General features: G+C 37.1%; 19 protein-coding genes. 14 read left to right on the top strand and 5 right to left on the bottom strand.

All coding sequences use genetic code 11. From position 1 onward, the window contains the following. Positions 1–246 precede the first annotated feature (246 nt). Positions 247–1656, bottom strand: coding sequence for a hypothetical protein (locus DYR29_RS09650; protein WP_213280302.1), 1410 nt, complete (start codon positions 1654–1656; stop codon positions 247–249). A gap of 44 nt (positions 1657–1700) precedes the next feature. Beyond that, the gene (locus tag DYR29_RS09645; RefSeq protein ID WP_213280301.1) at positions 1701–4490 is read right to left on the bottom strand and encodes a TonB-dependent receptor; all 2790 of its coding nucleotides are present in this window, start codon (positions 4488–4490) and stop codon (positions 1701–1703) included. Positions 4491–4814: 324 nt separating this feature from the next. Here DYR29_RS09645 and DYR29_RS09640 point away from each other — a divergent pair, with 324 nt between their 5' ends. From DYR29_RS09640 to DYR29_RS09630, 3 genes are all read left to right on the top strand, one after another. Next, complete coding sequence (locus DYR29_RS09640; protein ID WP_002977493.1) at positions 4815–5489, top strand: response regulator; 675 nt, start codon at positions 4815–4817, stop codon at positions 5487–5489. Positions 5490–5537: 48 nt separating this feature from the next. After that, on the top strand, positions 5538–6569 hold the full coding sequence (locus DYR29_RS09635; protein WP_142718557.1) for a sensor histidine kinase: 1032 nt from the start codon (positions 5538–5540) through the stop codon (positions 6567–6569). Positions 6570–6703: 134 nt separating this feature from the next. Then, positions 6704–7300, top strand: a complete 597-nt coding sequence (locus tag DYR29_RS09630; protein WP_047420987.1) for an IS1096 element passenger TnpR family protein — start codon at positions 6704–6706, stop codon at positions 7298–7300. Positions 7301–7361: 61 nt separating this feature from the next. Here the strand turns inward: DYR29_RS09630 and DYR29_RS09625 are convergent, their stop codons facing one another. Continuing rightward, positions 7362–7562, bottom strand: coding sequence for a hypothetical protein (locus DYR29_RS09625; protein WP_213280300.1), 201 nt, complete (start codon positions 7560–7562; stop codon positions 7362–7364). 176 nt (positions 7563–7738) lie between these two features. On the opposite strand from DYR29_RS09625, the gene DYR29_RS09620 reads away from it, so the two are divergent. The 8 genes from DYR29_RS09620 to DYR29_RS09585 all read left to right on the top strand — a co-directional run bounded on the left by DYR29_RS09620 (position 7739) and on the right by DYR29_RS09585 (position 19971). After that, a complete protein-coding gene (locus tag DYR29_RS09620) occupies positions 7739–9088 on the top strand; it encodes an alpha-amylase family glycosyl hydrolase (protein WP_213280299.1) in 1350 nt (449 codons plus the stop codon). Positions 9089–9230: 142 nt separating this feature from the next. Continuing rightward, complete coding sequence (locus tag DYR29_RS09615) at positions 9231–9671, top strand: hypothetical protein (RefSeq protein WP_213280298.1); 441 nt, start codon at positions 9231–9233, stop codon at positions 9669–9671. A gap of 135 nt (positions 9672–9806) precedes the next feature. Further along, positions 9807–10601, top strand: coding sequence for a thymidylate synthase (locus tag DYR29_RS09610; RefSeq protein ID WP_213280297.1), 795 nt, complete (start codon positions 9807–9809; stop codon positions 10599–10601). Between the two features lie 227 nt (positions 10602–10828). Continuing rightward, entirely contained in the window at positions 10829–11047 is a 219-nt protein-coding gene (locus DYR29_RS09605; RefSeq protein WP_213280296.1) for a hypothetical protein, read from the top strand. Between the two features lie 24 nt (positions 11048–11071). Continuing rightward, entirely contained in the window at positions 11072–13582 is a 2511-nt protein-coding gene (locus tag DYR29_RS09600; RefSeq protein WP_213280295.1) for a M1 family metallopeptidase, read from the top strand. A 168-nt stretch (positions 13583–13750) separates the two neighbouring features. Next, positions 13751–15079: a hydroxymethylglutaryl-CoA synthase family protein gene (locus DYR29_RS09595; RefSeq protein WP_213280294.1), complete on the top strand. Its 1329-nt coding sequence runs from the start codon at positions 13751–13753 to the stop codon at positions 15077–15079. Between the two features lie 621 nt (positions 15080–15700). Then, positions 15701–18496: a SusC/RagA family TonB-linked outer membrane protein gene (locus DYR29_RS09590; protein WP_213280293.1), complete on the top strand. Its 2796-nt coding sequence runs from the start codon at positions 15701–15703 to the stop codon at positions 18494–18496. A gap of 14 nt (positions 18497–18510) precedes the next feature. Then, positions 18511–19971, top strand: coding sequence for a RagB/SusD family nutrient uptake outer membrane protein (locus tag DYR29_RS09585; protein WP_213280292.1), 1461 nt, complete (start codon positions 18511–18513; stop codon positions 19969–19971). Positions 19972–20045: 74 nt separating this feature from the next. Here the strand turns inward: DYR29_RS09585 and DYR29_RS09580 are convergent, their stop codons facing one another. Further along, positions 20046–20969 carry an AraC family transcriptional regulator gene (locus tag DYR29_RS09580; RefSeq protein WP_213280291.1) on the bottom strand — a complete coding sequence of 308 codons (924 nt, stop codon included), beginning with the start codon at positions 20967–20969 and terminating at the stop codon, positions 20046–20048. A gap of 183 nt (positions 20970–21152) precedes the next feature. On the opposite strand from DYR29_RS09580, the gene DYR29_RS09575 reads away from it, so the two are divergent. The 3 genes from DYR29_RS09575 to DYR29_RS09565 all read left to right on the top strand — a co-directional run bounded on the left by DYR29_RS09575 (position 21153) and on the right by DYR29_RS09565 (position 24459). Further along, positions 21153–22682: an aldehyde dehydrogenase family protein gene (locus DYR29_RS09575; RefSeq protein WP_213280290.1), complete on the top strand. Its 1530-nt coding sequence runs from the start codon at positions 21153–21155 to the stop codon at positions 22680–22682. Between the two features lie 272 nt (positions 22683–22954). Further along, positions 22955–23989 carry an alcohol dehydrogenase AdhP gene (gene adhP / locus DYR29_RS09570; protein WP_047421006.1) on the top strand — a complete coding sequence of 345 codons (1035 nt, stop codon included), beginning with the start codon at positions 22955–22957 and terminating at the stop codon, positions 23987–23989. Positions 23990–24075: 86 nt separating this feature from the next. Further along, complete coding sequence (locus DYR29_RS09565) at positions 24076–24459, top strand: DUF779 domain-containing protein (RefSeq protein ID WP_213280289.1); 384 nt, start codon at positions 24076–24078, stop codon at positions 24457–24459. A gap of 21 nt (positions 24460–24480) precedes the next feature. On the opposite strand, the gene DYR29_RS09560 is transcribed toward DYR29_RS09565, so the two are convergent. Next, positions 24481–24993 (bottom strand): hypothetical protein, encoded by a 513-nt coding sequence (locus DYR29_RS09560; protein WP_213280288.1) that lies wholly within the window; start codon positions 24991–24993, stop codon positions 24481–24483. Positions 24994–24998: the final 5 nt, after the last annotated feature.

Genomic DNA, 24998 nt, shown 5'->3' with positions numbered 1-24998 from the left:
CGGGCTTTAGCCCGTTTATTAAATAGAAGAATACATTCGTCCGGCTTTAGCCGAAACCTACCAATAAACCCCATGATCAATTAAAAAATAACTGTTCATATTCCTTTTTTGTTTTTTGCAATATGAACACCTCTTAATATTGATTTAGACAGAGAGTCATACTATCTGAACATAACAATAAAAAAAGCCCTCGGAAATATTCCGAAGGCCTTCTATTTGAAATTAAATCTAAGTACTTATATAATGTTATAAGTTGAAGTTTGTCCATCCTGCATACCACGTATCTGTAGCATCTTTTACAGCACCTTTGTAGGTTACCTGTGTAAACCAGGTAGCCAATTTAGGGTTAGTAAATGAACCTCCGGTTAATAGTGGAGAACCTGCAGTAGGAGTGAAGTTTGGTGTAGTTCCTGCTGGAGCCCATGCACCGGCAAGTTTTACATCAGCTGTAGAAGCAAGGATTGTATTTCCTTTAGCATTAAACCAAGTCGTAAGATCGTTCAATGTATACGTTGTCGGAGTAGAAGTAGACGGTCCGAATTTTAAAGGGGTTGTATTTCCTGCTAAAACGTTGTTTTCAAAGAACAGCTTATTACCTACAATATTGTTATCCGTTGGAGCACCTTTTGTAGCATCAATGAATAAACCAACAGGGAATCCTGTAAATACAGAGTTGAATACAGAGATAGAAGAGTTTCTTCTGATCTGTAATGCATTTTGGAATAACGCGTTGATTGATCCCGGAGCTAAAGAGTTGATTGGCCCGATAATCGTCATGTTAGAGAATGTAGCTGATGTCTGAGGCGCCAAAGTAGACCCGTTAGCATCATTATCAGATTCAAATGCGTTAGAACCGGAAACGTCCGCTATCTGAGAATCTCTTACTCCGATACCAAACTGGATATTTCCTGAGAAACCGTTATCCGTATCGAAATCATCATCAAGACCTTTGTAAGAAATAAGGTGAGAACAGTTTACCGTTCCTCCGAACCATTCAAAACTGTCATCATTCGCGTAAGCTACTTCTACGTAATCTACTGTAGTTCCGTTACCTACACCACCGAATGTCAATCCGTTGATCTCTTTGTCCGGTAAGAATGCATAACCTGCGTATTCTATTCTTACATATTTTAATACACCACTGTTATCAGCAGCATTGTTTCCACCGTAAAGTCCAAGACCTTCAGAGTTGTTGATTCCTCCTTCAATCTCTCCAACTCCGTTTACTCCACCGAAAGAAGAGTTAGTAGGAGCATTTCCTAAAATTACTACTCCTGCCCAGTCTCCTCTTTTAGGACTTGGTTTTTCAGAAGTGAAGATAATTGGGTTGGCAGCAGTTCCTTCTGCCATGATTTTACTTCCTTTTGTAATGATCAAAGCTCCGTTTTTATCAGCTTCACCTACGATCTTTGTACCTGGTTCGATAGTTAAAGTAGCTCCGTTAGTTACATATACTAGTCCTCTTAGCTTATAAATTTTGTTAGCTTTAAGCGTCATGCTGGAAGTGATCTTTCCTGAAAGAATAAGGTTTTCAGTATCTCCGTTTCCGTTACCTCCATTTTGAATAATGGTAGGTCCATCTTCTTCTATATTTCTACAAGCGGTAGTGGATACTATAGCGCCAAGCATTAAAGAATATAAAACGAACTTTTTCATGTTATAAAGAATTAAATTATTTATTAGATTATTTGTTGAGTGAATTAAAAATTGTATCCCAGTGTTAAACTGATATTGGTTCCTGAAAGTCTTTCAATAGCAAGAGCATCTTTGCTGTCATACTTACCGTTGTCGTTCAGGTCATGGTAGAATTTAGCACGACGGTTCAGGATATCTGAAACATTCAGCTTGATTTCTCCTTTGTTGCTCCAGATTTTTTTAGCAAGCTGGAAATCCAGAAGAGGTCTTGGTGCTTCCCAGATTGGTGGTACCTGATCGTTTCCTACATAAAGGATTCTTCTTCCGATCATGTTGAATAATACCGTAGAAGACCATCCTGATTTTTCAGTATCATACTGAAGACTTACGTTAACGGTGTATGGAGACTGCCCCTGCATTGGTCTGTCAATCTTAGTGGTCTCATCCGTTACCCTGTTCCAGATTCTGGCAACATTTCCACCTACTGTAAAGTTTCTAAGTGCAGAAACGAAATCAAGTTTTTTTCTGAATTCCGCTTCAACTCCATAAGCATCAGCTTTATCTACGTTAAGGTAGTTGAAAGTATTACTCGTTCCTACCCCTGATTGGTTGAAGTATAATTCGATCGGCTTTTTGAAGTTTTTATAGAAACCTGCCACAGAGATAATTTCTCCGTTTCTTGGGTAGTATTCCCAACGAACATCGGCACTTGTGATTTTAGTTCTTTCAATGGATTTGTTACCAATTACAGTAGCTCCAAGATCAAAATCATAATATGCTAAAGGAGAAACTTCTCTAAACTCCGGTCTTACAACAGTCTGTGAAGCTGCAACACGGATGTTCATTTTAGGATTTACCTTGAATGTTAAGTTTACAGCAGGTAAGAAATCTGTAACACGGGTGTTGACAAAACGGTCATCACTTTTCTTCGTGCTTCCTACCAATTGGTCAAAGTTTTCAACTCTTAATCCCCAAACTGCTCTTAACCATGGTGTAAAGTTGTTGTCGAACTGTAAATACCCGGCGTTAAGGATTGTATTGGCGATATATCTGTACTGGTTTCCTGCAATCTCGTCAAATGTAAATCCACCGTTACCTCCGAAGTTTTCAGGATTGAAGATCGTTTCGAAAGGCTGAGAAAGCAATCCCTGGTTGGATTTTTCAAGTCTTACAGAGAAAGGTCTTGAGTTATATATTCTGTCTTTTACCTGGAATAAATACCCTCCTTTGATCGTTTGTTTCTGACCAAACATGGTAAATGTTTTGGAGATATCACCTCCTGCATTATATAGATAGTCACTTAAAGTAGAATAGAATACACTTCCTGATTTTTGAGAAAGACCATTGGAAATCAATGCTAAATAAGGGCTTCCTGGCATGTTTGTGTATTGGTTATACTGCAAACGCTGTAACAAAGGAATATACTGATCCAGGATTCCGAAGCTTCCGTACCAGTTTACAGTAAGGCCTCCAAGAGCATCAATTTTGTGGTTACCGGTAAGGGTAGAGTTATAGAAAGTAGTTTCTTTAAATCCTATCTCCCTTGCCATAATATTTGTTCCGTTGATCGGATCAAATTCAAAGTCCTTTCCTGTTCTGAAGGACATGTGGTTCACCGTATTATTAGTGATGATATTCTTTAAGGAAATTTTATTGTTGCTGTTCAGCTTTAAAGCTAAGTTCAACATTCCTCCTAAAATAATATCATTGCTGTATTTTTCTGTAAAATAATCGAAGTTGGTATCAGCAAGCTGATCATTGATCGTAAAGAAACGGTTGGTAGACTCAGTTCTTCTTTTGTTATTGCTATAGTTTAAAACAGCAATTACCCCTAAATCTTTTCCGAAAACTTTAGTATTAAAACCTCCGTCTAATTGTAAACTTATATTTTCAGGATAACCAATACTGTTGTATCCTAAATTCTTTGTAAACCCTTTACCAATCTCTGTTTTTTGAGCTTCAGTAAGAATACTGAATGCGTTTTTTGCAGGCATATTGGTTGGCAGTTTTCTGTACCCGTCATCAATTCCTAAAAAGTCCCATTTTCCACCTTTCTGCATACGGAATTCCTGCCCCATAGTAGCAGTGTTTCCTCCTACACCTACCTGTACGTTGAAGAAGTTTTTATTAGGAATATCCTTTGTATTTACCTGAATCAATGCTCCTCCCCATTCACCGGTATATTCCGGAATGAAAGTTTTGTTGATAACAAGGGTTTCGATAACGTTGGCTGGGAAAAGGTCAAATGAGAAAGTCTTTCTGTCAGGCTCCGTACTGGATAACTGAATACCATTCAGCATCGCCTGGTTATAACGGTCTGATAAACCTCTTACTACAATATATTTTCCTTCAGATAAACTCACCCCGGAAACTCTTTTCAGAACTTCTCCCGTGTTTCTGTCCGGACTTCTTTTAATAGCTTCAACCCCGATAACCTGAGAAACTACACCGGCATTTTTCTGTAAACCGATGGTAGAGGCTATGGTTTCTTTTCTTGCGTTTGATTTTATGACAACCCCCTCAATTTCTTTTTCTTTGGTTGATGGCTTATCCAGAACGATATCAAGGTGAGTGTTACCTTCATTTTTGATAATAACCTCGCTAATCTCTTTTCTGTTGTATCCATTGGAGCTTACCGTTACAATGTAATTGGCGCCAGGGGAAAGGTTGATAGAGTAGTATCCGGAAATGTCAGTTGTTACCTCCTGTCCATTTACTTTTACTTTTACCCCTTCTATAGGAGTGTTATCTTTCTCGTCCAATACCCTACCTTCCAAAATCTGACTTTGTGCAAAAGCATAGCCAGCAGAAAACAAGGCAAGTAGCATGATGCTCTTGTGGAGTTGTTTTTTCATTTTACTTCTTTTACTTCTTTTTCAAGGGCAAAATAAAGGCTAAGTTTTTAAGAAAACTTTAGGAGAATCTTAATTAATTGTGAAGTTTGTATTAACACATGAACGAAATTTATAGTTATTGATGTTTAATTTATATAATTATATTTTTTGTTTTAATTTTAATTTTTGTTTCGTATATTTGATTTATGTGTATTTAATGTTTAATTTTTTTATTGATTTTGTAATTTGATGTTAAAATGTATTTTTTTAATAATTAGTTAACATTTGGCAGATAGATGAAATCAATGGAAATAATTAATTTTGTGGGAATTCTTAAACTAGAAGATGAGCAAAAAAATTCTTTTAATAGACGATGAACTGGACATTTTAGAGATTCTGTCTTACAATTTGGAAAAGGAAGGGTATGATATCTATACAGCTACTAATGGTAACGAAGGTATAGAAAAAGCAAAGGAGATTGTTCCGGACCTTATCTTATTAGATGTCATGATGCCTGAAAAAGATGGTATAGAAACCTGTCAGGAACTTCGTAAAGTGAAAGAACTTCAAAAAACACTTATCGTGTTCCTTTCGGCAAGAAGCGAAGAATTTTCTCAGCTAGCAGGTTTTCAGGCGGGTGCCAATGACTACATCGTAAAACTGATCAAACCAAAAATCCTTATCTCTAAAGTAAACGCATTACTACAGCTGACCTCTCAGGTTTCTGACAATGCAAAACTAATCGAAATCGGAGACCTTGTTATCGACAAAGATAACTTCAGAGTTTCCAAAAGCGGACAGCAATTTCTTCTTCCTAAAAAAGAATTTGACTTGCTTTACCTTTTGGCTTCCAATACTGAAAAGGTTTTCAAAAGAGAAGAAATTCTTGAAAAGGTTTGGGGGAATGATGTGATTGTTGGTGAAAGAACAATCGATGTACATATCAGAAGGTTAAGAGAAAAATTAGGAATCAATACGATTCAGACATTAAAAGGGATTGGGTACAAACTGATCGTTTAATTATTTTAGAATCTTAACTTTACGTTCAATCATTAAAACGTTGTAAAATTGAAATTTTACAGACTTACCCTCGTTGCCTCTTGTCTGCTGACACTGGTAATGCTTCTTTTGGTGGTCGTCTTCGATTCACTGAAAGATATCTATTATAAGACCCCTTTGTTCAAAACGGGTCTTTTCATCTGTATTATCCTGATCTTTATGATCAATTGTGTGGTATTGGAACTTCTTTTCAATTATTACAGCAGAAAACAGGTAAAAGGTCTTTCCGGATTTCTGCCGCAGGAAATTGTTCAGAATCAGGATGAAAATATTACCATCAAAGAATTAGGAGAAAGATTTTCAGATCTCAATCAGCAGCAGGTGTCAGAAATTGACATGATGAAAGAGATGGAAAGCTACCGTAAAGAATACATCGGGAATGTATCCCACGAACTGAAAACACCTTTGTTTTCTATTCAGGGATATGTAGAAACTTTAAGAGACGGCGGCGTAGACAATCTTACCATCAGGGATAAATATCTGGAAAGAATTGACAAATCTGTTGAGAGACTTATCGCGATTGTAACAGATCTTGACATGATCAATAGGCTGGAAGCAGGCGAGATCAATCTTACTGTTTCAAAATTCGATGTCAATCTTCTCATTAAAGAAATTTTCGATCTGCTTGATCTTGAGGCTGAAAAACGGAATACTACATTACAGATCCAGACCCTTCATCCACAGATTTTTGTGGAAGCTGATAAACAGAAAATTTCCCAGGTTTTTATTAATCTTATTTCCAATGCGATTCATTATGCCAACAGACAGGAAGCAAAAGTGATTGTAAAGACCAGTATCCTCAAAAATAAGGTGCTGATTGAAGTAATAGATAACGGAATGGGAATCAAGTCTGAGATTCTTCCAAGGATCTTCGAAAGATTTTACCGTGTGGAAACCAGCAGAAGCAGAAGAGAAGGAGGTTCCGGGTTGGGATTAGCCATCGTAAAACATATCCTTGAAGCACATAACGAAAATATTACTGTAGAAAGTGTGTACCTTGAAGGGACTAAATTTAGTTTTATGCTCGAAAAAAGTAAATAATTCCGGCAAAATGTAAGGAAAAAAAATAATTTAAAAAATCCTGAAATATTTTTTTGTCACATGTCATTTATTATATATTTGCACCAGAGATTTATCATAATTATAAAGGCAAAAAAGTAATTTAAGAAACTGATATGGTTTACAAAATCCGCGTAATATTAGATGCGAAAGAAGATATTTTCCGTGATGTAGAAGTTAAGGGAAAACAAACGTTATGGAACTTACACTTAGGAATTAAAAGTGCATTCAGTCTGCAGGGAGATGAGCTTTCTACTTTTAATCTGTTAGAAAATGACGGAACAATCGTAAAAAGTGTCCCATTGGAAGATATGAGTGATGATGGTGATGGTGAGATTATGTCAGATGTTTACATTGATGAAGCTTTTGAAAGTGTAGGCGACAAAGCACAGTTCCAATACGGTCTTCTTGACCTTTGGGAATTCTTCTGTGAACTTGTAGAAGTAATTGAAGAAACAAAAGGAGTTAACTATCCTATCACAGTATACAGATTTGGAAACGTTCCGTTGAAGGCTCCTAGCAAAAACGGAAGTGCCGGAGGATCTAAAAAGAAATCAGCAATGCCTTTGGCAGATGACGAATTTGGTTTCGATGAAGACTTTGTATCAGGAGGAAACTTTTCAGATGAAGACGACAGTTTCGATGATGAGGAAGAAGAAGACTACAATGACGATGTCTTTGATGATGAGGATGACAATGATGACGAAAGATAGTCAACACAATATACTGGCCCCGGATTTTAATCCGGGGCTTTTTTTTGCAAAAGTGCGAAGGTTAAAACAACATCATTTGAGGTTCAGGATATATCGTTTGAGGTTTTGGAAGTCTGTTTTGAGGTCCTGAAGTGCTCATGTAAGGTCTTAAGGTTCGGCTTACAGGTTCGGGATGCCAAATTTCCGGTTGAGGAACCGCAAAAGGAGGGTTATCAATAGACTCGAATGAGTTTGTAACCTCGAAAGTATATTCTGATACCATAAAAGAAGGTTCATATGAAAAGACAGAATACTGTTTTCCCCAATACGGTTGAGTTTTATAAAAGATTTTAAAATAAAAAAGAAAATCCAACTGATAACATCAAAAAGTCTGTTCATCTGTCCGTAAATTTTGCCTTTTCCCAAAAAACAATCCTTACTTTTGTTAAAAATAGTTTAATGAAAAAATTAATTTTGTTAGCTGTAATTGGTCTGGGAATTGTTTCCTGTACCACTCGAAAAAATACCAGGAAAATGACAGAACTGCCAAAAGATTGGAAACATAATACGAATATCTACGAAGTAAACATAAGACAATATACTCAGGAAGGAACTTTCAAAGCGTTTGCAAAAGAAATGCCCCGCCTGAAATCAATGGGAATAAAAACCTTGTGGTTTATGCCCATCACACCTATTGCCCAGCAGAATAAAAAAGGAAGTATGGGGAGCCCTTATGCTGCGTCAGATTATACTTCCATCAGTCCTGAATTCGGAACGTTGCAGGATTTTAAAGATATGGTAAATGAGGCTCACAGACTGGGATTCAAAGTAATTATAGATTGGGTAGCCAATCATACAGGATGGGATCATGTATGGACGAAAACTCACCCTGAATTTTATCTGAAAGATCCGGACGGAAAATTCCATATTGCTTCCGGAATGGATGATATTATTGAACTGGATTATAAAAATCAGGAAATGCGTCAGGCTATGATAGATGCCATGAAATTCTGGGTGCAGGAAACCAATATTGATGGTTTCAGATGTGATCTCGCTTCATGGGTAGAAGTAGATTTTTGGGTGCAGGCCCGTCCCGAAGTGGAAAAAGTAAAACCTCTTTTCTGGCTGGGAGAATTTGATGAGCTGGAAAGTCCTGAATACGGTAAAGTTTTCGATGCCAGCTATTCCTGGAAATGGATGCATAAATCTGCTGATTATTATAAAAAGAATGAGCCTCTTCAGGAATTAAAAGATCTTCTGAGACAATATTCCAATATTGGAGACACTTCAATGAGAGCATGGTTTACCACAAACCACGATGAAAATTCGTGGAACGGAACCGAATATGAAAAATATGGAGTCATCACAAAACCTATGGCAGTATTCTCTGCAACATGGAATGGTATTCCGCTGCTTTACTCAGGGCAGGAACTTCCGAATATGAAAAGACTTGAATTTTTCGAAAAGGATGTCATCAAATGGACAAACACTTATCAGGTTGCTGACTTCTATAAAACCTTATTGGATTTAAAAGCTTCCAATCCGGCCTTAAGAGGAGGAGATGCTAACGTAACGACTTATCTTCTCAACACGACAGCTAATGATAAGATTCTGGCCTACGTAAGAAAAAATGGAAACGACGAAGTGTTGGTGGTTTTGAATATGTCGAAAGAACCTGTTAACTTTTCAATTGAAGATGAACATGTATCCGGAACATTCAGAAATGTTTTTGATAAAACCAAAAGAGATTTCAGTTATGGAAAAGACTTTAGTTTCAAAGTTTCGGATTATGCCGTATTTGAAAAATAATATTTAAATCTTCGGCTTATATTTTAATCTCTTAATGAATAGCCACTAAGCAGTACCCAATTCCCCTCGGCTGGAGGGGTATCAAAATCTATGATTTTGACGGGGTGGTTTTATCTGCCCAACAATAAAATCCGTCATTACAATGAACAAACAGGAAATAATCAATATAATTAAAACAAAAGCATCCGGTAAAATCCAGTATTTTGAAAACCTTATCGCAGAAACACGGGCTTCCAATAACGATACGAAAAGTTCGATGGGTGATAAATACGAAACAGGAAGAGAAATGCTTCAGCAGGAAATTAATAACCTGCAGAGACAGCTTAACGAAGTATTGAATCAGCAGGCTGTTTTACAGAAAATAACTTCAGACCCTTCAGAAAAAGTTCAGAACGGAGCTTTGGTGAAAACCAATAAAGGATTGTTTTATATTGCTGTTTCCATGGGCGAAATTGTTTCAGAAAATCAGAAAATCATGACGGTTTCTGCAGAATCTCCCTTGGTAAAAGTGATGTATGGTAAAAAAGCAGGAGAGTCATTTACCGTTAATACTATTCATCAGACCATTGAAAATATATGGTAAAATTAATATAGGCTAGATAACAGATATACAGTTGTTTAATAGAAAATAGACATCAGGACTATAAAAAGCATTCATAAAAAGGAGTGCTTTTTTTGATGGTTTTTACTAAATTTGGAACTTAAAATCTCATTCAAAATGCAAAACTACCTGGACCTTTTACAGCATATTTTAGATAACGGAACTGATAAAACCGACAGAACAGGCACTGGAACAAGAAGTGTTTTCGGATATCAGCTGAGATGTGATCTGTCTAAAGGATTTCCTTTGGTAACGACAAAAAAAGTGCATTTGAAATCTATTATCTACGAGCTTCTTTGGTTCCTGAAAGGAGATACCAATATCAAATACCTTAAAGATAACGGAGTAAGCATCTGGGATGAATGGGCCAATGAAAACGGGGATTTGGGACCGGTTTACGGAGCGCAGTGGAGAAGCTGGAGCGGTGCAGACGGAAAAGTTGTGGATCAGATTACAGAAGTAATTGACCAGATCAAAAAGAATCCGGATTCTAGAAGACTGATTGTTTCCGCTTGGAATGTTGCAGAAATTCCCAATATGGCTTTGGCACCTTGTCATGCCCTGTTTCAGTTTTATGTAGCAGATGGTAAACTTTCCTTGCAGCTTTACCAGAGAAGTGCTGATGTTTTCCTTGGGGTACCCTTTAATATTGCAAGCTACGCATTACTGTTGATGATGGTAGCACAGGTTTGTGATCTGGAAGTGGGAGATTATGTTCACAGTTTCGGAGATGTTCATATCTATAATAATCACTTTGAGCAGGTAAACAGACAGCTGGGACGAGAGCCAAGAGCGCTTCCGACAATGAAACTTAATCCGGAAGTTAAAAATATCTTTGATTTTGATTTCGAAGACTTCAGTCTGGAAAATTATGATCCACATCCGGGAATCAAAGCTCCTGTAGCTATTTAATATCCTTATATCACTTTAATTTTTTTATTTACTTCTGTTATTTTAACATTAATAGAGGGGATTATCTGTGCTCATAAGTTTTGGAATCAGAATATAAATCCTTTAGTACTCTTTCTTTGACAATTGTTTCTTAAATTTGAAAGAACAACTCCTGCCCATTTGACCCTTAAAAAATGAGATACAAGGCGGGCGGTAGATCATCAATTTCAAATGCTTAAAAGTACATTATGAAGTATTTAAAAATAAATATCGAAGAAAATGCAGACATTGAAGCCCTGAAAAATGCAATACTTCAATTGAAAGGAGTCGCTTCAGCAGAAATAGTGGATGATGAAAATCCGGAAAGCGAACTGAAAAAGGCTTTTGCAAAAACGAAAGAACAACTTCAAAAAGGAGACTATGAAACCTTAGTCAATGATATTTTCGATATCATCATTAAAAAATAATTCTAAAAATAATAAAGTAGACAGATGAGAAAGGCCATTTTATCAATTGCTATACTCGGGATTTTATTTTCCGCCAATGTATCAGCACAAACCGAAACTTCAGGAAGAGAAAAGGTATATAGAGCTACTCCCACCAAAGTAACGGAACTTAAACACACAAAGCTGAAGGTAAATTTCGATTATCAGAAAGAACAGATGAATGGGGAAGAATGGCTTACTGCTTCACCTTATTTTTATGCTGCCAACGAACTTACACTTGATGCAAAAGGAATGCTGATTCATGAAGTAGCTCTTGATAATAACGGGAAGAAATCTCCTTTGAAATATGATTATAAAGATGATATCCTGAAAATCAGTCTTGATAAAACATACCAGAAAAATCAGGAATATACTGTTTACATCAAATATACATCCCGTCCGAATGAAGTAAAACAACAGGGAAGTATGGCTATCAATGATGCAAAAGGGCTTTATTTCATCAATCCTCAGGGAACGGACCCGGATATGCCTACACAAATCTGGACACAGGGAGAAACAGAATCTTCTTCCGCATGGTTTCCCACTATCGATAAACCCAACCAAAAGACCACACAGGAAATCTATATGACGGTTCCTGATAAATACGTAACCCTTTCCAATGGTCTTCTGAAAGAATCAAAAAAAGAATCCAATGGTCTCAGAACAGATCACTGGGTGATGGATAAAAGACATTCTACCTATCTTTTCTTTATGGGAGTAGGAGAATATGCTATTGTAAAAGACAAATGGAAAAATATTCCGGTTGATTATTACATCGAAAAAGAATACGAGCCTTACGCTAAGCAGATCTACGGAAATACTCCGGAAATGATTGAATTTTTCTCCAAAAAACTGAACTATGATTATCCATGGGCAAAATATGCTCAGATTTCAGGAAGAGATTATGTAAGCGGTGCGATGGAAAATACCACGGCAACCCTTCATGGAAGTGACATCCTTCAAAAACCGGGTCAGCTTATCGATGAAAATACATGGGAAGATACTATTGCTCATGAATTATTCCATCACTGGTTTGGAGATCTTGTTACCGCAGAAAGCTGGAGCAATCTTACAGTCAATGAATCTTTTGCCAACTATTCCGAATACCTTTGGAATGAATATAAATACGGAAAAGATCAGGCAGATTATCACCTGATGACCGATGTGAATAATTATCTTCACAATCCATCCGACTTTAATAAGAATCTGGTAAGGTTCAATTATGAATCCCGTGAAGATGTTTTTGACCTGGTGACGTATCAGAAAGGAGGAGGTATTTTAAATATGCTGAGAAACTATCTTGGAGATGATGCCTTCTTTGCAGGAATGAATGATTATCTGAAAACCAATGAATATCAGAATGCAGAAGCTCATCAGCTGAGACTGTCTTTTGAAAAAGTGTCAGGGAAAGACCTGAACTGGTTCTTCAACCAATGGTATTTTGGAAGCGGAAACCCGAAGATTAATTACACTTCCACATTTGAACCTGTGAAAAAGCAGGTTACTGTTACGATAAATCAAACCCAGGAAAAGCCATTTGAATTTCCTCTGGCTATAGATGTATATGACAATGGAAAACCTAAAAGATACAATGTCTGGGTAAATGCAGAAGCTAAAAATACATTCAGTTTTGATGTTTCTAAGACCCCTGATCTGGTAAATATTAATGCAGACGGTGTTTTATTAGCCGAAATCACTGATACAAAAACTCCTGAACAGAACCTGATGCAATTTACAAACTCTAAAGAGTTTAAAAGCAGATATCTTGCTTTAGCGGGAATCAAAGATCAGGCTGGGAAAAGTCCTGCAGCAGTAAAATTATTGGCTGCTGCATTGAAAGATTCTTTCTTCAGAGTAAGAATAAAAGCTTTAGGTTTAATAGACCTTGCCAATCCTGAACAGATGAAGGCATTAGGTGGCGAAGTTGAAAAACTGGCTTCCAATGATCCTAAAACATTAACCCAGGCTGCAGCTATTACAGCTTTAGGAAAAACAAAAGATAAAAAATATCTCCCATTATTTGAAAAAGGAATCAACGCAGTTTCAAATGCTGTGAAAGGAAGTTCAATGAGCGCACTTCTTACCATTGATCCTTCAAGAGCAAACGGACTGGCTGATAAAATTGATATGAAAGGAGCATCGGATGAACTTCGGGCACAATTGCTTCCAATAATTGTAAAGAACAGGATTACTTCTCAGATAGAGAATATTGCACCTCTTGCCACTTTCTATCCGTTTATTAAATTCCAGAACCCGGAATTAGGAAAATCAGCAGAAGATGGTTTCAACTGGATCATGACTTCCGATAATCTGAAAGCAACGGAAAGCATTACGAAAATTGCAGGATATGCCAAGAATCAGATGGCAGACAATCCACAGGCTAAAATGATGATGGTTCAGATGCTGAAAGATGGCTTAAGCAAAAAAATGGAGCTGCTGAAACAGAATCCACAAAATGCAGCGAGCATTAATAAACAGATTGATGCCCTCAATAAAGCGATTGAGAATTATAAATAAGTAGATAAAGCCGGCAGAACTGTCGGCTTTATTTTTTTTCCTTATTCGGCTAATAGATTGAAATATATTATAAAACGTACAGTATTTTGATAATATTGTAAAAAATGGCATTTTTCACAGTTGTTTTTTGCATTATCTTTCATAAATTCGTTTAAAATTTAGACAATTATGAGTTTTGGAATTGAGGCAGCGGGCTATTATGTGCCTGGTTTATATTTGGAGATTAAGGACTTAGCGGAAAAAAGAGGAATAGAACCGGCGAAATTGGAAAAAGGCTTAGGTCTTCATAAAATGGGACTTTCTGATGTTCACGAAGACGCAGCAACCTTTGCAGCAGAAGCATTACTGAAGCTTATACAAGATTATCATATCAATCCTAAGGAAATAGCCAGGGTATACCTGGGAACTGAAAGTGCTGTAGATGCAGCAAAACCTACGGCATCTTATGCTGTGCAAATGGTGGAGCAGGTGCTGGAAGAGGAATTTGGAACCAGATGTTTCAGAAACTGTGATGTGCTGGACATGACTTTTGCATGTGTAGGAGGTGTAGACGCACTGCATAATGCCCTTGATTTTGTAAGGGTGAATCCTGATAAAAAAGCAGTAGTGATTGCCAGCGATTATGCCAAATATGAATTGGCCTCTTCAGGGGAATATACGCAGGGAGGAGGAGCGGTTGCTCTTTTGATTTCTTCACAGCCTGATCTTCTTGAAATTGAAAATAACTGGGGAGTTGCGTCAGAAAGTGTCTTTGATTTTTTCAAACCGAGAAGAATCTATAATAAAGAAGATCTGGAGGGGGCTCCGGAAACATATCCTGAAAAAGTTGAAATTTTTACGGATGAGCCTGTCTTTGACGGACAATATTCTAATCAATGCTATCAGGATAGAATAAAAGAAGCTTACCATCATTATAAAGAAATAACAGGACAGGAAAAACCTTATGAAAACTGGAAGTATATTATTTTCCATCTTCCATATGCTTTTCATGGGAAAAGAGTTTTTACTGAAATCTACAGTTTGGAGAATGGTCTGTCCTTTGAAACAGCAGAGGAACAGAAAGCTGTTGCAAAATCTGAAGACTATTTAAAATTAATCAGCCAAAAAATAGAAAAGACCCAGAGAGCTTCTTCGGAAATAGGAAATATGTACACAGCTTCTATTTTTATGGCATTTCTTTCGGCATTACAAACCTCTTTTAACGAAAATGAAGAACTTTCAGGGGAAGAAATTGGCTTTGTAGGCTATGGAAGTGGATCGAAATCAAAAGTGTTTGCTGGAAAAATTTCTGAAAACTGGCGAAAAGTAGTAGAGAAATGGAATGTATTCGAAAATTTGAACCAGAGAACTGCTGTAAATTTTGAAACCTATGAAAAACTTCACAGAAAACAACTGAAAGAATCTGTAAACAAAGATTATAAAGGATTCGGACTTGTTTCTATAGAGAAGGAAAATCCGGTATTAATTGGAGCCAGATATTACAGTTATCAGAAGTAAGATTATTATAATTTTAATATATATAGCATCTCATATTATGGGATGCTTTTTATTTTTTTGTCACTTTATAATGGTTTAGTTTTCGTCATTTTTATAGTTGAGTTGTTTTTAAATGTTACGGCAAAACAGTTAGAAAAAGACAGGGAATATCTATGATAATTTTACGGACTTCAACCGATTTCGAAATATAGTGTATTAACAGTTTTTTAATTTTAATCTCAGCGAGACTATCTTAAAATAGGGGTTGTCTGTTTGTAAAGGTGTATTTTTTTTATAAAATTTAAGAAAATAAGGCGTTTTTTTCTCGATTTTCAATAAAATTAAGAATTGATTTATTTGATTATTTTCACAAATAACGATATTTTATGTTTATTTTTTTAACCATTTGTTTTAAATGAATGTAAATTGATTTTAATTTTAAAATTTATTAAAATTCCGTTAATGTATAAATTGACTTATTTTTTGTTAATTTTTTAAATACAATTAAAATAATTCTCCATCATTTTTTTAAGATCAATGTGAATCTCTCCTTTCTGGAAGCCTGTTTTCAGAGTTTATTGAATTGATGTTACAGATATTTATTAACATATTTGTCCCTTGAATATATTAAAATCTGTTAATATGAATGTGAAGTTACATGTATTAAGTGCTGGTGCTTTGTTCTTTTTGGGGCAAGCTGCTTTTGCACAAAAATCTAAGAATGATTCTGTTCTGAAGGAGAATAAGATCGATGAAGTAATCGTTACTGGATACCAGAAGAAAAAAGCAGATGAAATTACCCAGGCTCAGGCTGTTGTTGGAGGTGACGAAATCAGAAGAAATTCTCCTACAACATCTATCGGTAACTCTTTACAGGGTAGAGCTTCAGGGGTATTTGTACAAAGTACTACCGGGCAGCCAGGTGCTGCTGCTACCATTCAGGTAAGAGGTATTGCCGGTGTTGGTGGTTCTTCAGAGCCTACTTATGTAGTAAATGGTATGTATATGACTGCAAGACAGTTTAGTGCAATCAATCCTGCAGACGTAGAGTCTATTTCAATTCTTAAAGATGCTGCTGCTACAGCACAGTATGGTGCGAGAGGAGCAAATGGAGTAGTAGTGGTAACTACTAAGGCCGGAAAAGCTGGGAAAACTCACTACTCATTTGAAACTAAGTTTGGTTTCAGTGAAAAGTTGAGAGACAAAAATTACACCATGATGAATTCTAGGGAATTGATGGATTTCCAGAATCAATTAGGGTACCTTGGATTTAAACCAAGAACTCAACAGGAAATTGATGCACTTGCTGTTTATGATCACAACTGGCAAAAGGACCTGTTAAAGCCTTCAAGCATTCAGTCTTACCTATTTAGTGCGCAAGGAGGTTCCAGAGAAAGTACTTTCTATTACTCTTTAGGATATGATTCTGATAACGGGATTATCAGAGATATCGACGGACTTAAGAGATATACAGGTAACTTTGGATTTACCAATAAACTGAGTGAAAAACTAAACGTAGGAGTCAACCTAGGAGTTCAGTATCAGGAAACTCAGAATTTCAGAGACAGAAACAATACACAGAACCCATTTGCGGCCATGTATAAATATGCCCCATATGAGCCGGTTTATAATGCAGATGGCAGCTACAACCAGACTATGAGAGCTGGTTCTAACGTTGTTGAGCAGATCCGTACTAATAGATCAGATGATCAGAGACTGAGAATTCCGGTAACTTTATTTGCTGAATATAAAATTATCGATGGACTGAAGTTTAAGTCAAACTTTAATGGACTTTTCGATTGGTACATGAGAACTCGATGGATGCAAAAAGGTTCAAACCTGGATATTACAGTGAACAAAGTTCCTACAGGTTCATTGAACAAAGACTCATTCTACACATTTAACTATACCTGGAATAACTCCATTAATTATAAAAAATCATATGGAGGTCACAACTTTGATTTCTTAGGATTTATCGAATATAACGATAACTACAATGAAACAATGAATGGTGGAGCTTACGGATTGAAATCTCCGGTAATCAATGTTCCATCAATTACAACACCTTCTGACAGAAATACATTTACAGGGGTTAAAGTAAGAAATACCCTGTTCAGTTTAGCGGGGATGTTAAACTATGATTATGAAGGTAGATATTTGGTAACAGGATCATTGAGAAGAGATGCTTCATCAAGATTTGGTGCCAATAATCAAAGTGGTATTTTCTGGTCTGCAAGTGCGGCATGGAATATTGCGAAGGAGGAATTCATGAAAGGTGGTTTTATTAATGATTTAAAACTTAGAGGATCTTACGGTACAACAGGTAACGACGGTACTTTGCCTGATTACTATAATGTCAATAATATCAGCTATGGTTTATATGGTGCTAATGGTACTTCATATCCTGGTACAGCTTCACAAGGGTCATATATTATTGGTAACAGCAATCTTAAATGGGAATCTAACGCGATTACCAACTTAGGGGTAGATTTCACAATGTGGAACAGAAGAGTTCGTGGATCCGTAGAAGTATATAAAAACAAGAGAAAAGATTTCGTACAGCTTGTTCCTTTGGACAAACAGGAAGGAGGATACTACCAGTATATCAATGCGGGAGATATGTCTCAGAAAGGTCTTGAAGTTGAGCTTAGTGTAGATGTAATCAAAAAGAAGGATTTCCAGTGGAACTTACATGCTAACATATCTTTCCAGAAGTCAATTCTTGATAAGCTAGCAGACGGTCAAACACAAAGAAACTTAGGAGATACGTATTTAAAAGTAGGTGAGACTCCATATGTATTCTATAATGTAAGATTTGCCGGAGTAGATCCAAGCAATGGAAAAGCATTATATTATGATAAAGAAGGAAATGTTACTGATGTTTACAGTGCATCTAATGCAGTTCCTCTTACTGATAAATCTCCATTCCCAAAAAGTTTTGGTGGATTCGGAACAACCGTTCAGTACAAAGGACTTGATTTCAGCGCAGATTTCTCATTTAAACTAGGTGGTTATACTTATAACAATATGTATGCTGCTGCTGTTGATCCAACATTGGCTGTTGCAGGTAGAAACATGGCTCAGGCTGCTGCTCAGGTTTGGAAAAATCCGGGAGACACAGGTGTATTCCAGAAAGTTGACTCAAACGGTATGCGTGATTCTGATCAGTGGATAGAAAAATCAGATTACTTAAGATTAAGATCACTTACATTAGGATACACATTTGATAAAGCGTTCCTTGGAGAAGGATCTCCTATCAATAAGCTTAGAGCATACGTACAGGGACAAAACTTATTTACAGTGACTAAATTCCACGGAGAACCTGAAGTTTCAGTAGGATCAGATGAATCTACAGCTTTGTTCGTTCCAGGAGCATATAACCTTTATACTTACCCTGCTGTAAGAACAATCCTGGTAGGACTGCAATTAGAATTTTAATATTGAATAGCCTTATGAAAAAGAATATAATAAAAATAAGTTTAGCTGCGTTAACCATCTTTGTTTCGTTAACGTCTTGCGACAGAAATTTAGATCAAATCTCATCAATCAATGAAGATCAGGAGCAGGCAATGACCAGACCTGAAACCTTCAGACAAGCTATGGATGGTGCCTATACAGCGCTTAAAGGAGCCGGGTATTATACCAGTGATACAGGAAACCAGCTTATCATGGGTGATCTTACCACTGATAATCTTGTTCGTACAACTACAGGAAGGAATACCAATTTGGCTGCTTCGAACTTTGAATTCTCTTCAGATAATTCACAAACAACAGGATTGTATACTGCTGCTTACCTTGTAATCAGCAGAGCTAACTTTGTTTTGAAATATATCAATAACGGGGTATTGTCCGGAACACAGAAAACAAATTTGGAAGCTGAAGCAAGAGCATTAAGAGCAATAGCTCATTTTGATATTGTAAGAGCATATTCTCAAATTCCAACTCAATCTGCAGAGGCTAAAAATACAATCGGAATTTATTATTCAGAGACATATTCTCCTCTAAATAATACATCATCCAGAAATCTTACCGTTGATCAGGTATATGATAAAGTTATAGCAGATTTATTATTTGCTGCTGATAATATTACTCAAAATGATCTGGATAAAGGAAGATTGAGCAAGGCTGCTATATATGGATTATTGTCAAGAGTAAATCTTTACAGAGGAGACTATGCTAACACAATCAAATATGGTGAACTGGCATTGGGAATTTCTTCCAGCGTTACTCTAAAATCTAATTTTTATAAGATTTGGAAAGAAAAAGAAGGAGATATTAATGATGGCGTTTTATTCCAGGTATCAAATTCCGCAGCTGAGCAAAATACAGTAGGAGTTGCTTACAATCAGGCTGTTCCAGCGCTAAGATCAGAATTTGTTGTTGATTATGACCTATATACTGCCTATACAGATAATGATGTAAGAAAATCTGCTTATTTTACTACAGATATCTATAGCAAACAAAAGTATAATCACGTTACAAAATATGCTGGTATTACTGGCTTGCCATCTAATATAGTTCCGGTAAGATATTTAAGAGGAGCTGAAGTGTTGCTAAATGTTGCAGAAGCTTATTACAGAACAGGTAATGGTGCGCAGGCATTAGTTTTGTTAAATAAGCTGAGAGCTGAAAGATATACTATATTTACTCCTGGTACAGAAACAGGACAGGCACTTTTAGATGCTATCCTAAAAGAAAGAAGACTGGAGCTTGCATTTGAAAATGACAGATGGTATACATTAAAGAGACTAGGTCTTCCTGTTCAGAGATCAGGTAAAGGAGATCTTTTTGATGGTACAGGTACGCCTCCTGTAGCACAGAATCTTCCGGTTGGAAGCTTCAAATGGCAATGGCCAATTCCTATTTCTGCTATTCAGGCAAACCCGAATATTAAGCAGAATGACAAATATTAAGATTTAATTTTAATATATTTTTTAAGAAGAGTCCCAGAAATGGGGCTCTTTTTTTATAGAATTTTGTATATGGATTATCTCAGAACCATTCTGTCCTGATAACTTTTCGGAGTTACTCCTTCCAGTTGTTTGAATACTCTGGTGAAATAATTTGTATCTGAAAAACCGGTCTGAAAAGCCGTTTCTTTGATGCTGATCTGGCTGGCAAGCAGTTCTTTTGCTCTGTTGATCCTTTCCTGTAAAATAAAATCATTGGGGGAAGTTCCCAGTTCGTCTTTGAACATTTTAAAGAAATTGGATTTACTTACATACGCCAGTTTGGCAATACTGTCAATGGATAGTTTCTGGTGCAGATTTCTTTTAATATAATCCACAACAAAGCCTATCCTGGATTTATTCTTAACAATATTTTTTTCTACCATACCTCTTGCCTGGGTCTGCATCAGCCTGATCAGAAGTTCTTTCAGTGCAAAATCGGCCATGATATCCTTTTGCGAATTATCATCCATGGCAATCCTCATAATATTATTCGTAGCTGAAGCCAAAGCTTTATTATTAAACAGAAAATACTCATCTAACTGAATATTCCATTGTGAAGTCTCATCCACTTTGGGAAGGTTATAGTTGAGATAATTAAGAGAATCCTCTATAAAATCAGGATTAAGACTTAAAGAAATACATTGGGTAGGGGTTTCGTCTGCCTCAGGAAAGTCAATAACCATTGTTTCCCCCGGAGCCACCAGAATACTTTCTCCCGGATAATAATCAAAATAACTGGTCTTATTATCCAGTTTCATATGTTTCTTACCTCTCAGCATCGCTGTAAATGCAATGTTTTCAAAATGAAGTTTTACATCAAAAGCGGCCTTATGGGTTTCATAAATGCTGAATTCGCAATTGTTTAGATTGAATTTCGTCTGGTGTTCCACAAGACTCAATAGCTGGTTTTCCTTACGTAATTCAGGAGTATTTAATAAAATCTTACTATTGTTATTCATTTCTAAATTTTTTTGAAAAGGAGGTAACTCAAATATAGAAAATTTGACAGTACGTTGCTGTTAATAAAATACTAAAATTGAACCCTTTGCACTATTTTACACTTTTTTTATAGGATTGTGCTATATTCTTTTGGGCATCTCACTGTAATTTGGCTTTATCGAAAAAATAAAAACAAGACTAATATGAGCACTATTACAGAACCAAGATCAGCGACGCTTTTACAGCGCCCGGAGTTCAAAAGCAGATATGATAATTATATTGACGGAAAATTTACTCCACCCGTTAAAGGACAGTATTTTGATGTAGTCTCTCCCGTTGATGGGAAAAACTTTACTCAGGTTGCCCATTCCTCCAAAGAAGATTTGGAATTAGCGGTAGATGCTGCAGAAAAAGCATTCCGTACCTGGAAAAATACTTCATCTACAGAACGAAGTATTATCCTTAATAAAATTGCCGACAGAATAGAGCAGAATCTGGAATACCTTGCTACCGTAGAAACCATAGATAATGGGAAAGCAGTGAGAGAAACACTGGCTGCAGATTTACCTTTGGCTATCGACCATTTCAGATATTTCGCCTCTGTTATCCGTGCAGATGAAGGATCTCATAACGAACTGGATAAAGATACCGTATCTCTTATCGTTCATGAACCCCTTGGAGTAATTGCACAAATCATCCCATGGAATTTCCCGATACTCATGGCTGTCTGGAAACTGGCTCCGGCTTTAGCAGCTGGAAACTGTGTAGTTTTAAAACCTGCAGAAAGTACCCCTGTTTCCATTATGGTTTTGATGGAACTGATCGGAGACCTTTTACCAGCTGGTGTTATCAATATTGTTAACGGGTTCGGAGCAGAACTTGGAAGAGCTCTGGTGACCAATCCGAAAGTGGCAAAAGCAGCATTTACAGGTTCTACTGCTACAGGACGTATGGTGATGCAGTATGCAACAGAAAATATCATTCCTGTGACATTGGAATTAGGAGGAAAATCACCAAATGTATTCTTTAACTCTGTAATGGATGCTGATGATGAATTTTTAGATAAAGCGATAGAAGGAGCCGTTCTTTTTGCCCTTAATCAGGGAGAAATTTGTACATGTCCTTCAAGATTACTCGTTCAGGAAGATATTGCAGATGCCTTTATTGAAAGGGTAGTCGAAAGAGTAAAAGCCATCAAAGTAGGAAATCCACTGGACAAAACCGTGATGATGGGAGCTCAGGCTTCAAAGATTCAGAAAGATAAAATCCTTTCCTATATCCAGTTGGGAATAGAAGAAGGGGCTGAAGTTCTGGTAGGAGGAGATGTTAACCATCTTGGAGAGGATTTGGAAGACGGATACTACATTCAGCCGACGATTTTCAAAGGAAACAATAGAATGAGAATCTTCCAGGAGGAAATTTTCGGTCCGGTGCTGGCATTTACCACTTTCAAAGATGAAGAAGACGCAGTGAAAATTGCCAATGATACCATTTATGGGCTTGGTGCAGGCGTTTGGACAAGAGATGCTCACCAGCTGTACAATATTCCCCGTCAGATAGAAGCCGGAAGAGTATGGGTCAACCAATATCACTCTTACCCTGCAGGAGCACCTTTCGGAGGTTACAAACAATCAGGAATCGGAAGAGAAAATCATAAGATGATGCTTGATCATTACCGCCAAACCAAAAACATGCTGATTTCTTATAACAAGAATAAGTTAGGTTTCTTTTAATATTATTTAGGACGTGCCCGATTGCCTTGGCTTTTCCAGGGCAAAACGGTCGGGCTATGCAGGGCTGCACTTCGTTTCGGTGCTCCATTTCATTCCGCACCGGCTCGTTCCTCGCCGCCCTTACTATCCCTCACGCAGAGAAATATCAGTCTTTTGATCTACATATTCTACATCATTATTGACTTATAAAGACAGCACAAAAACTGAGAGCTGTCAATTACCTCTGGTGATAAAAACTAATACCCAAAATAACTCTATCAAAAAAATAAAATATGATCCCAAAAACAATGAAAGCGGCGGTAGTTCAAGGCTACGGTCAACCCTTGAAAATTGAAGAAGTACCCGTAAGAGCACCCGGAAGATATGAAGTCCTAGTCAAAGTAATAGCCTGCGGGGTTTGTCATACAGACTTACATGCTGTAGATGGTGACTGGCCTGCAAAACCCAAGATGCCTCTTATTCCCGGACATGAAGGAGTAGGTATTGTAGTAGCCTGCGGACCCGAAGCTTTTGTAAAAGAAGGAGATGCGGTAGGAGTTCCCTGGCTGTACAGTGCTTGTGGATGTTGTGATTACTGTATCACAGGATGGGAAACCCTTTGTGAAGCTCAGAAAAACGGAGGTTATAGTGTAGATGGTGGTTTTGCAGAATACGTTATTGCAGACTCAAGATATGTAGGACATTTGAAGTCTGACGTTAACTTTCTGGAGATTGCTCCTATTTTATGCGCCGGAGTAACGGTTTATAAAGGATTGAAGGAAACAGAGACAAAACCTGGAGAATGGGTAGCCATTTCGGGAATTGGTGGATTGGGACATGTAGCCGTTCAATATGCAAAAGCAATGGGAATGCATGTTGCAGCCATTGATGTGGCAGATGATAAGCTTGAACTGGCAAAGAAATTAGGAGCAGATCTTGTAGTTAATGCAAAGAACACAGATCCCGGAGAATATTTACATAAAGAAGTCGGTGGGATGCACGGTGCATTGATTACAGCTGTTTCACCTATTGCTTTTAAACAGGGAATAGATGTTTTGAGAAGAAAAGGAACTATTGCTCTGAACGGTCTTCCTCCCGGCTCTTTTGAACTTCCGATTTTTGAAACGGTTTTAAAAAGGATCACCGTGAGAGGTTCTATCGTAGGAACCCGTAAAGACATGCAGGAAGCGTTGGATTTTGCCAATGAAGGATTGGTAAAAGCAACCGTTACTGCCGCAAAACTTGAAGATATCAATGATGTATTCGATAAAATGAAAAAAGGACAGATTGACGGCAGAATCGTTTTGGATATTGCCGGCTCAAATTAATTGATGATGTGTTGCTGATCCCGGCTGAATTTACCTGCCGGGATTTTTTATAACAATAAGGTTTCTAGTAAGCTAAAATAAAAATAATGGAAGCAAAAATATCCAGACTTTCTGCAACAGAACAGGCATTTGAAGTGATCCGGAAACTGGAAGAACAATACGGTCCACTCATGTTTTACCAGGCAGGAGGATGCTGCGAAGGCACACAGCCGCAATGTTTTGAAAAAGGAGGATTTTTCCCCCGGATGAATGATGCCATGATCGGAACGATCAATGGATATGAGTTCTGGATAGACCGTGACCTTTTTGAATACTGGAAATATTCACATTTTACATTAGATGTTACAGATGGATTCGGACCTGGTGGTTTCTCTCTGGAAACTCCTTTGGGAAAAACCTTTAAAGTTCATTACAGACTTTTCACTCCCGATGAATATGAAAACCTGGAACCCGTAAAACGCAGTGAATAGAACCTTTGGTCTGAAATTGGCTTAAGGCTTTTGAGCAATATAGATAAGCTCTCTTTCAAATTCATATTTCCCTCTCGAAATTCCTCTTTTTAAGATAAAATATTGAGTGATTGCTATTACCGAAGCAACTACCGCGAACATAACGTCTTGTTTATCACCTGTTATATTGGCATATGTTATCACAAAGCAAAAACACAGAATGAAAATCCAGTTCAAGATCTGAAATCCTGATGGAAAAAATTCTACAGATACGGATGATGTACCATTTTTACCAGAAATAGTTCCACGTAATACAGGATTACTTCTGTTCATATCAAATAGCCTTCCTCTTCTTTTGATTGTAAAGCTGTTGGTATCAATCATTCCCCGGTATTCAAACCGTGTAGGAATTGTAGCATCTTTTTCTAATGATATGAAAGCTGTATTGGTTTTATAAGTTACTTTCATTAATCTCTTTGTAAGTTCCGCACTGTTGATATTGAGATCAATAGTGAGGTTGTTGTAGAGGCCAATGCTTTTGAAAAATGAGTTCATGGGTT

The organism is Chryseobacterium indologenes (assembly GCF_018362995.1).
In the GTDB taxonomy this organism is placed as follows: Bacteria; Bacteroidota; Bacteroidia; order Flavobacteriales; family Weeksellaceae; genus Chryseobacterium; species Chryseobacterium indologenes_G.
The sequence above is the reverse complement of the archived record's forward strand: the minus strand, read 5'-3'. Positions and strand labels throughout refer to the sequence as shown.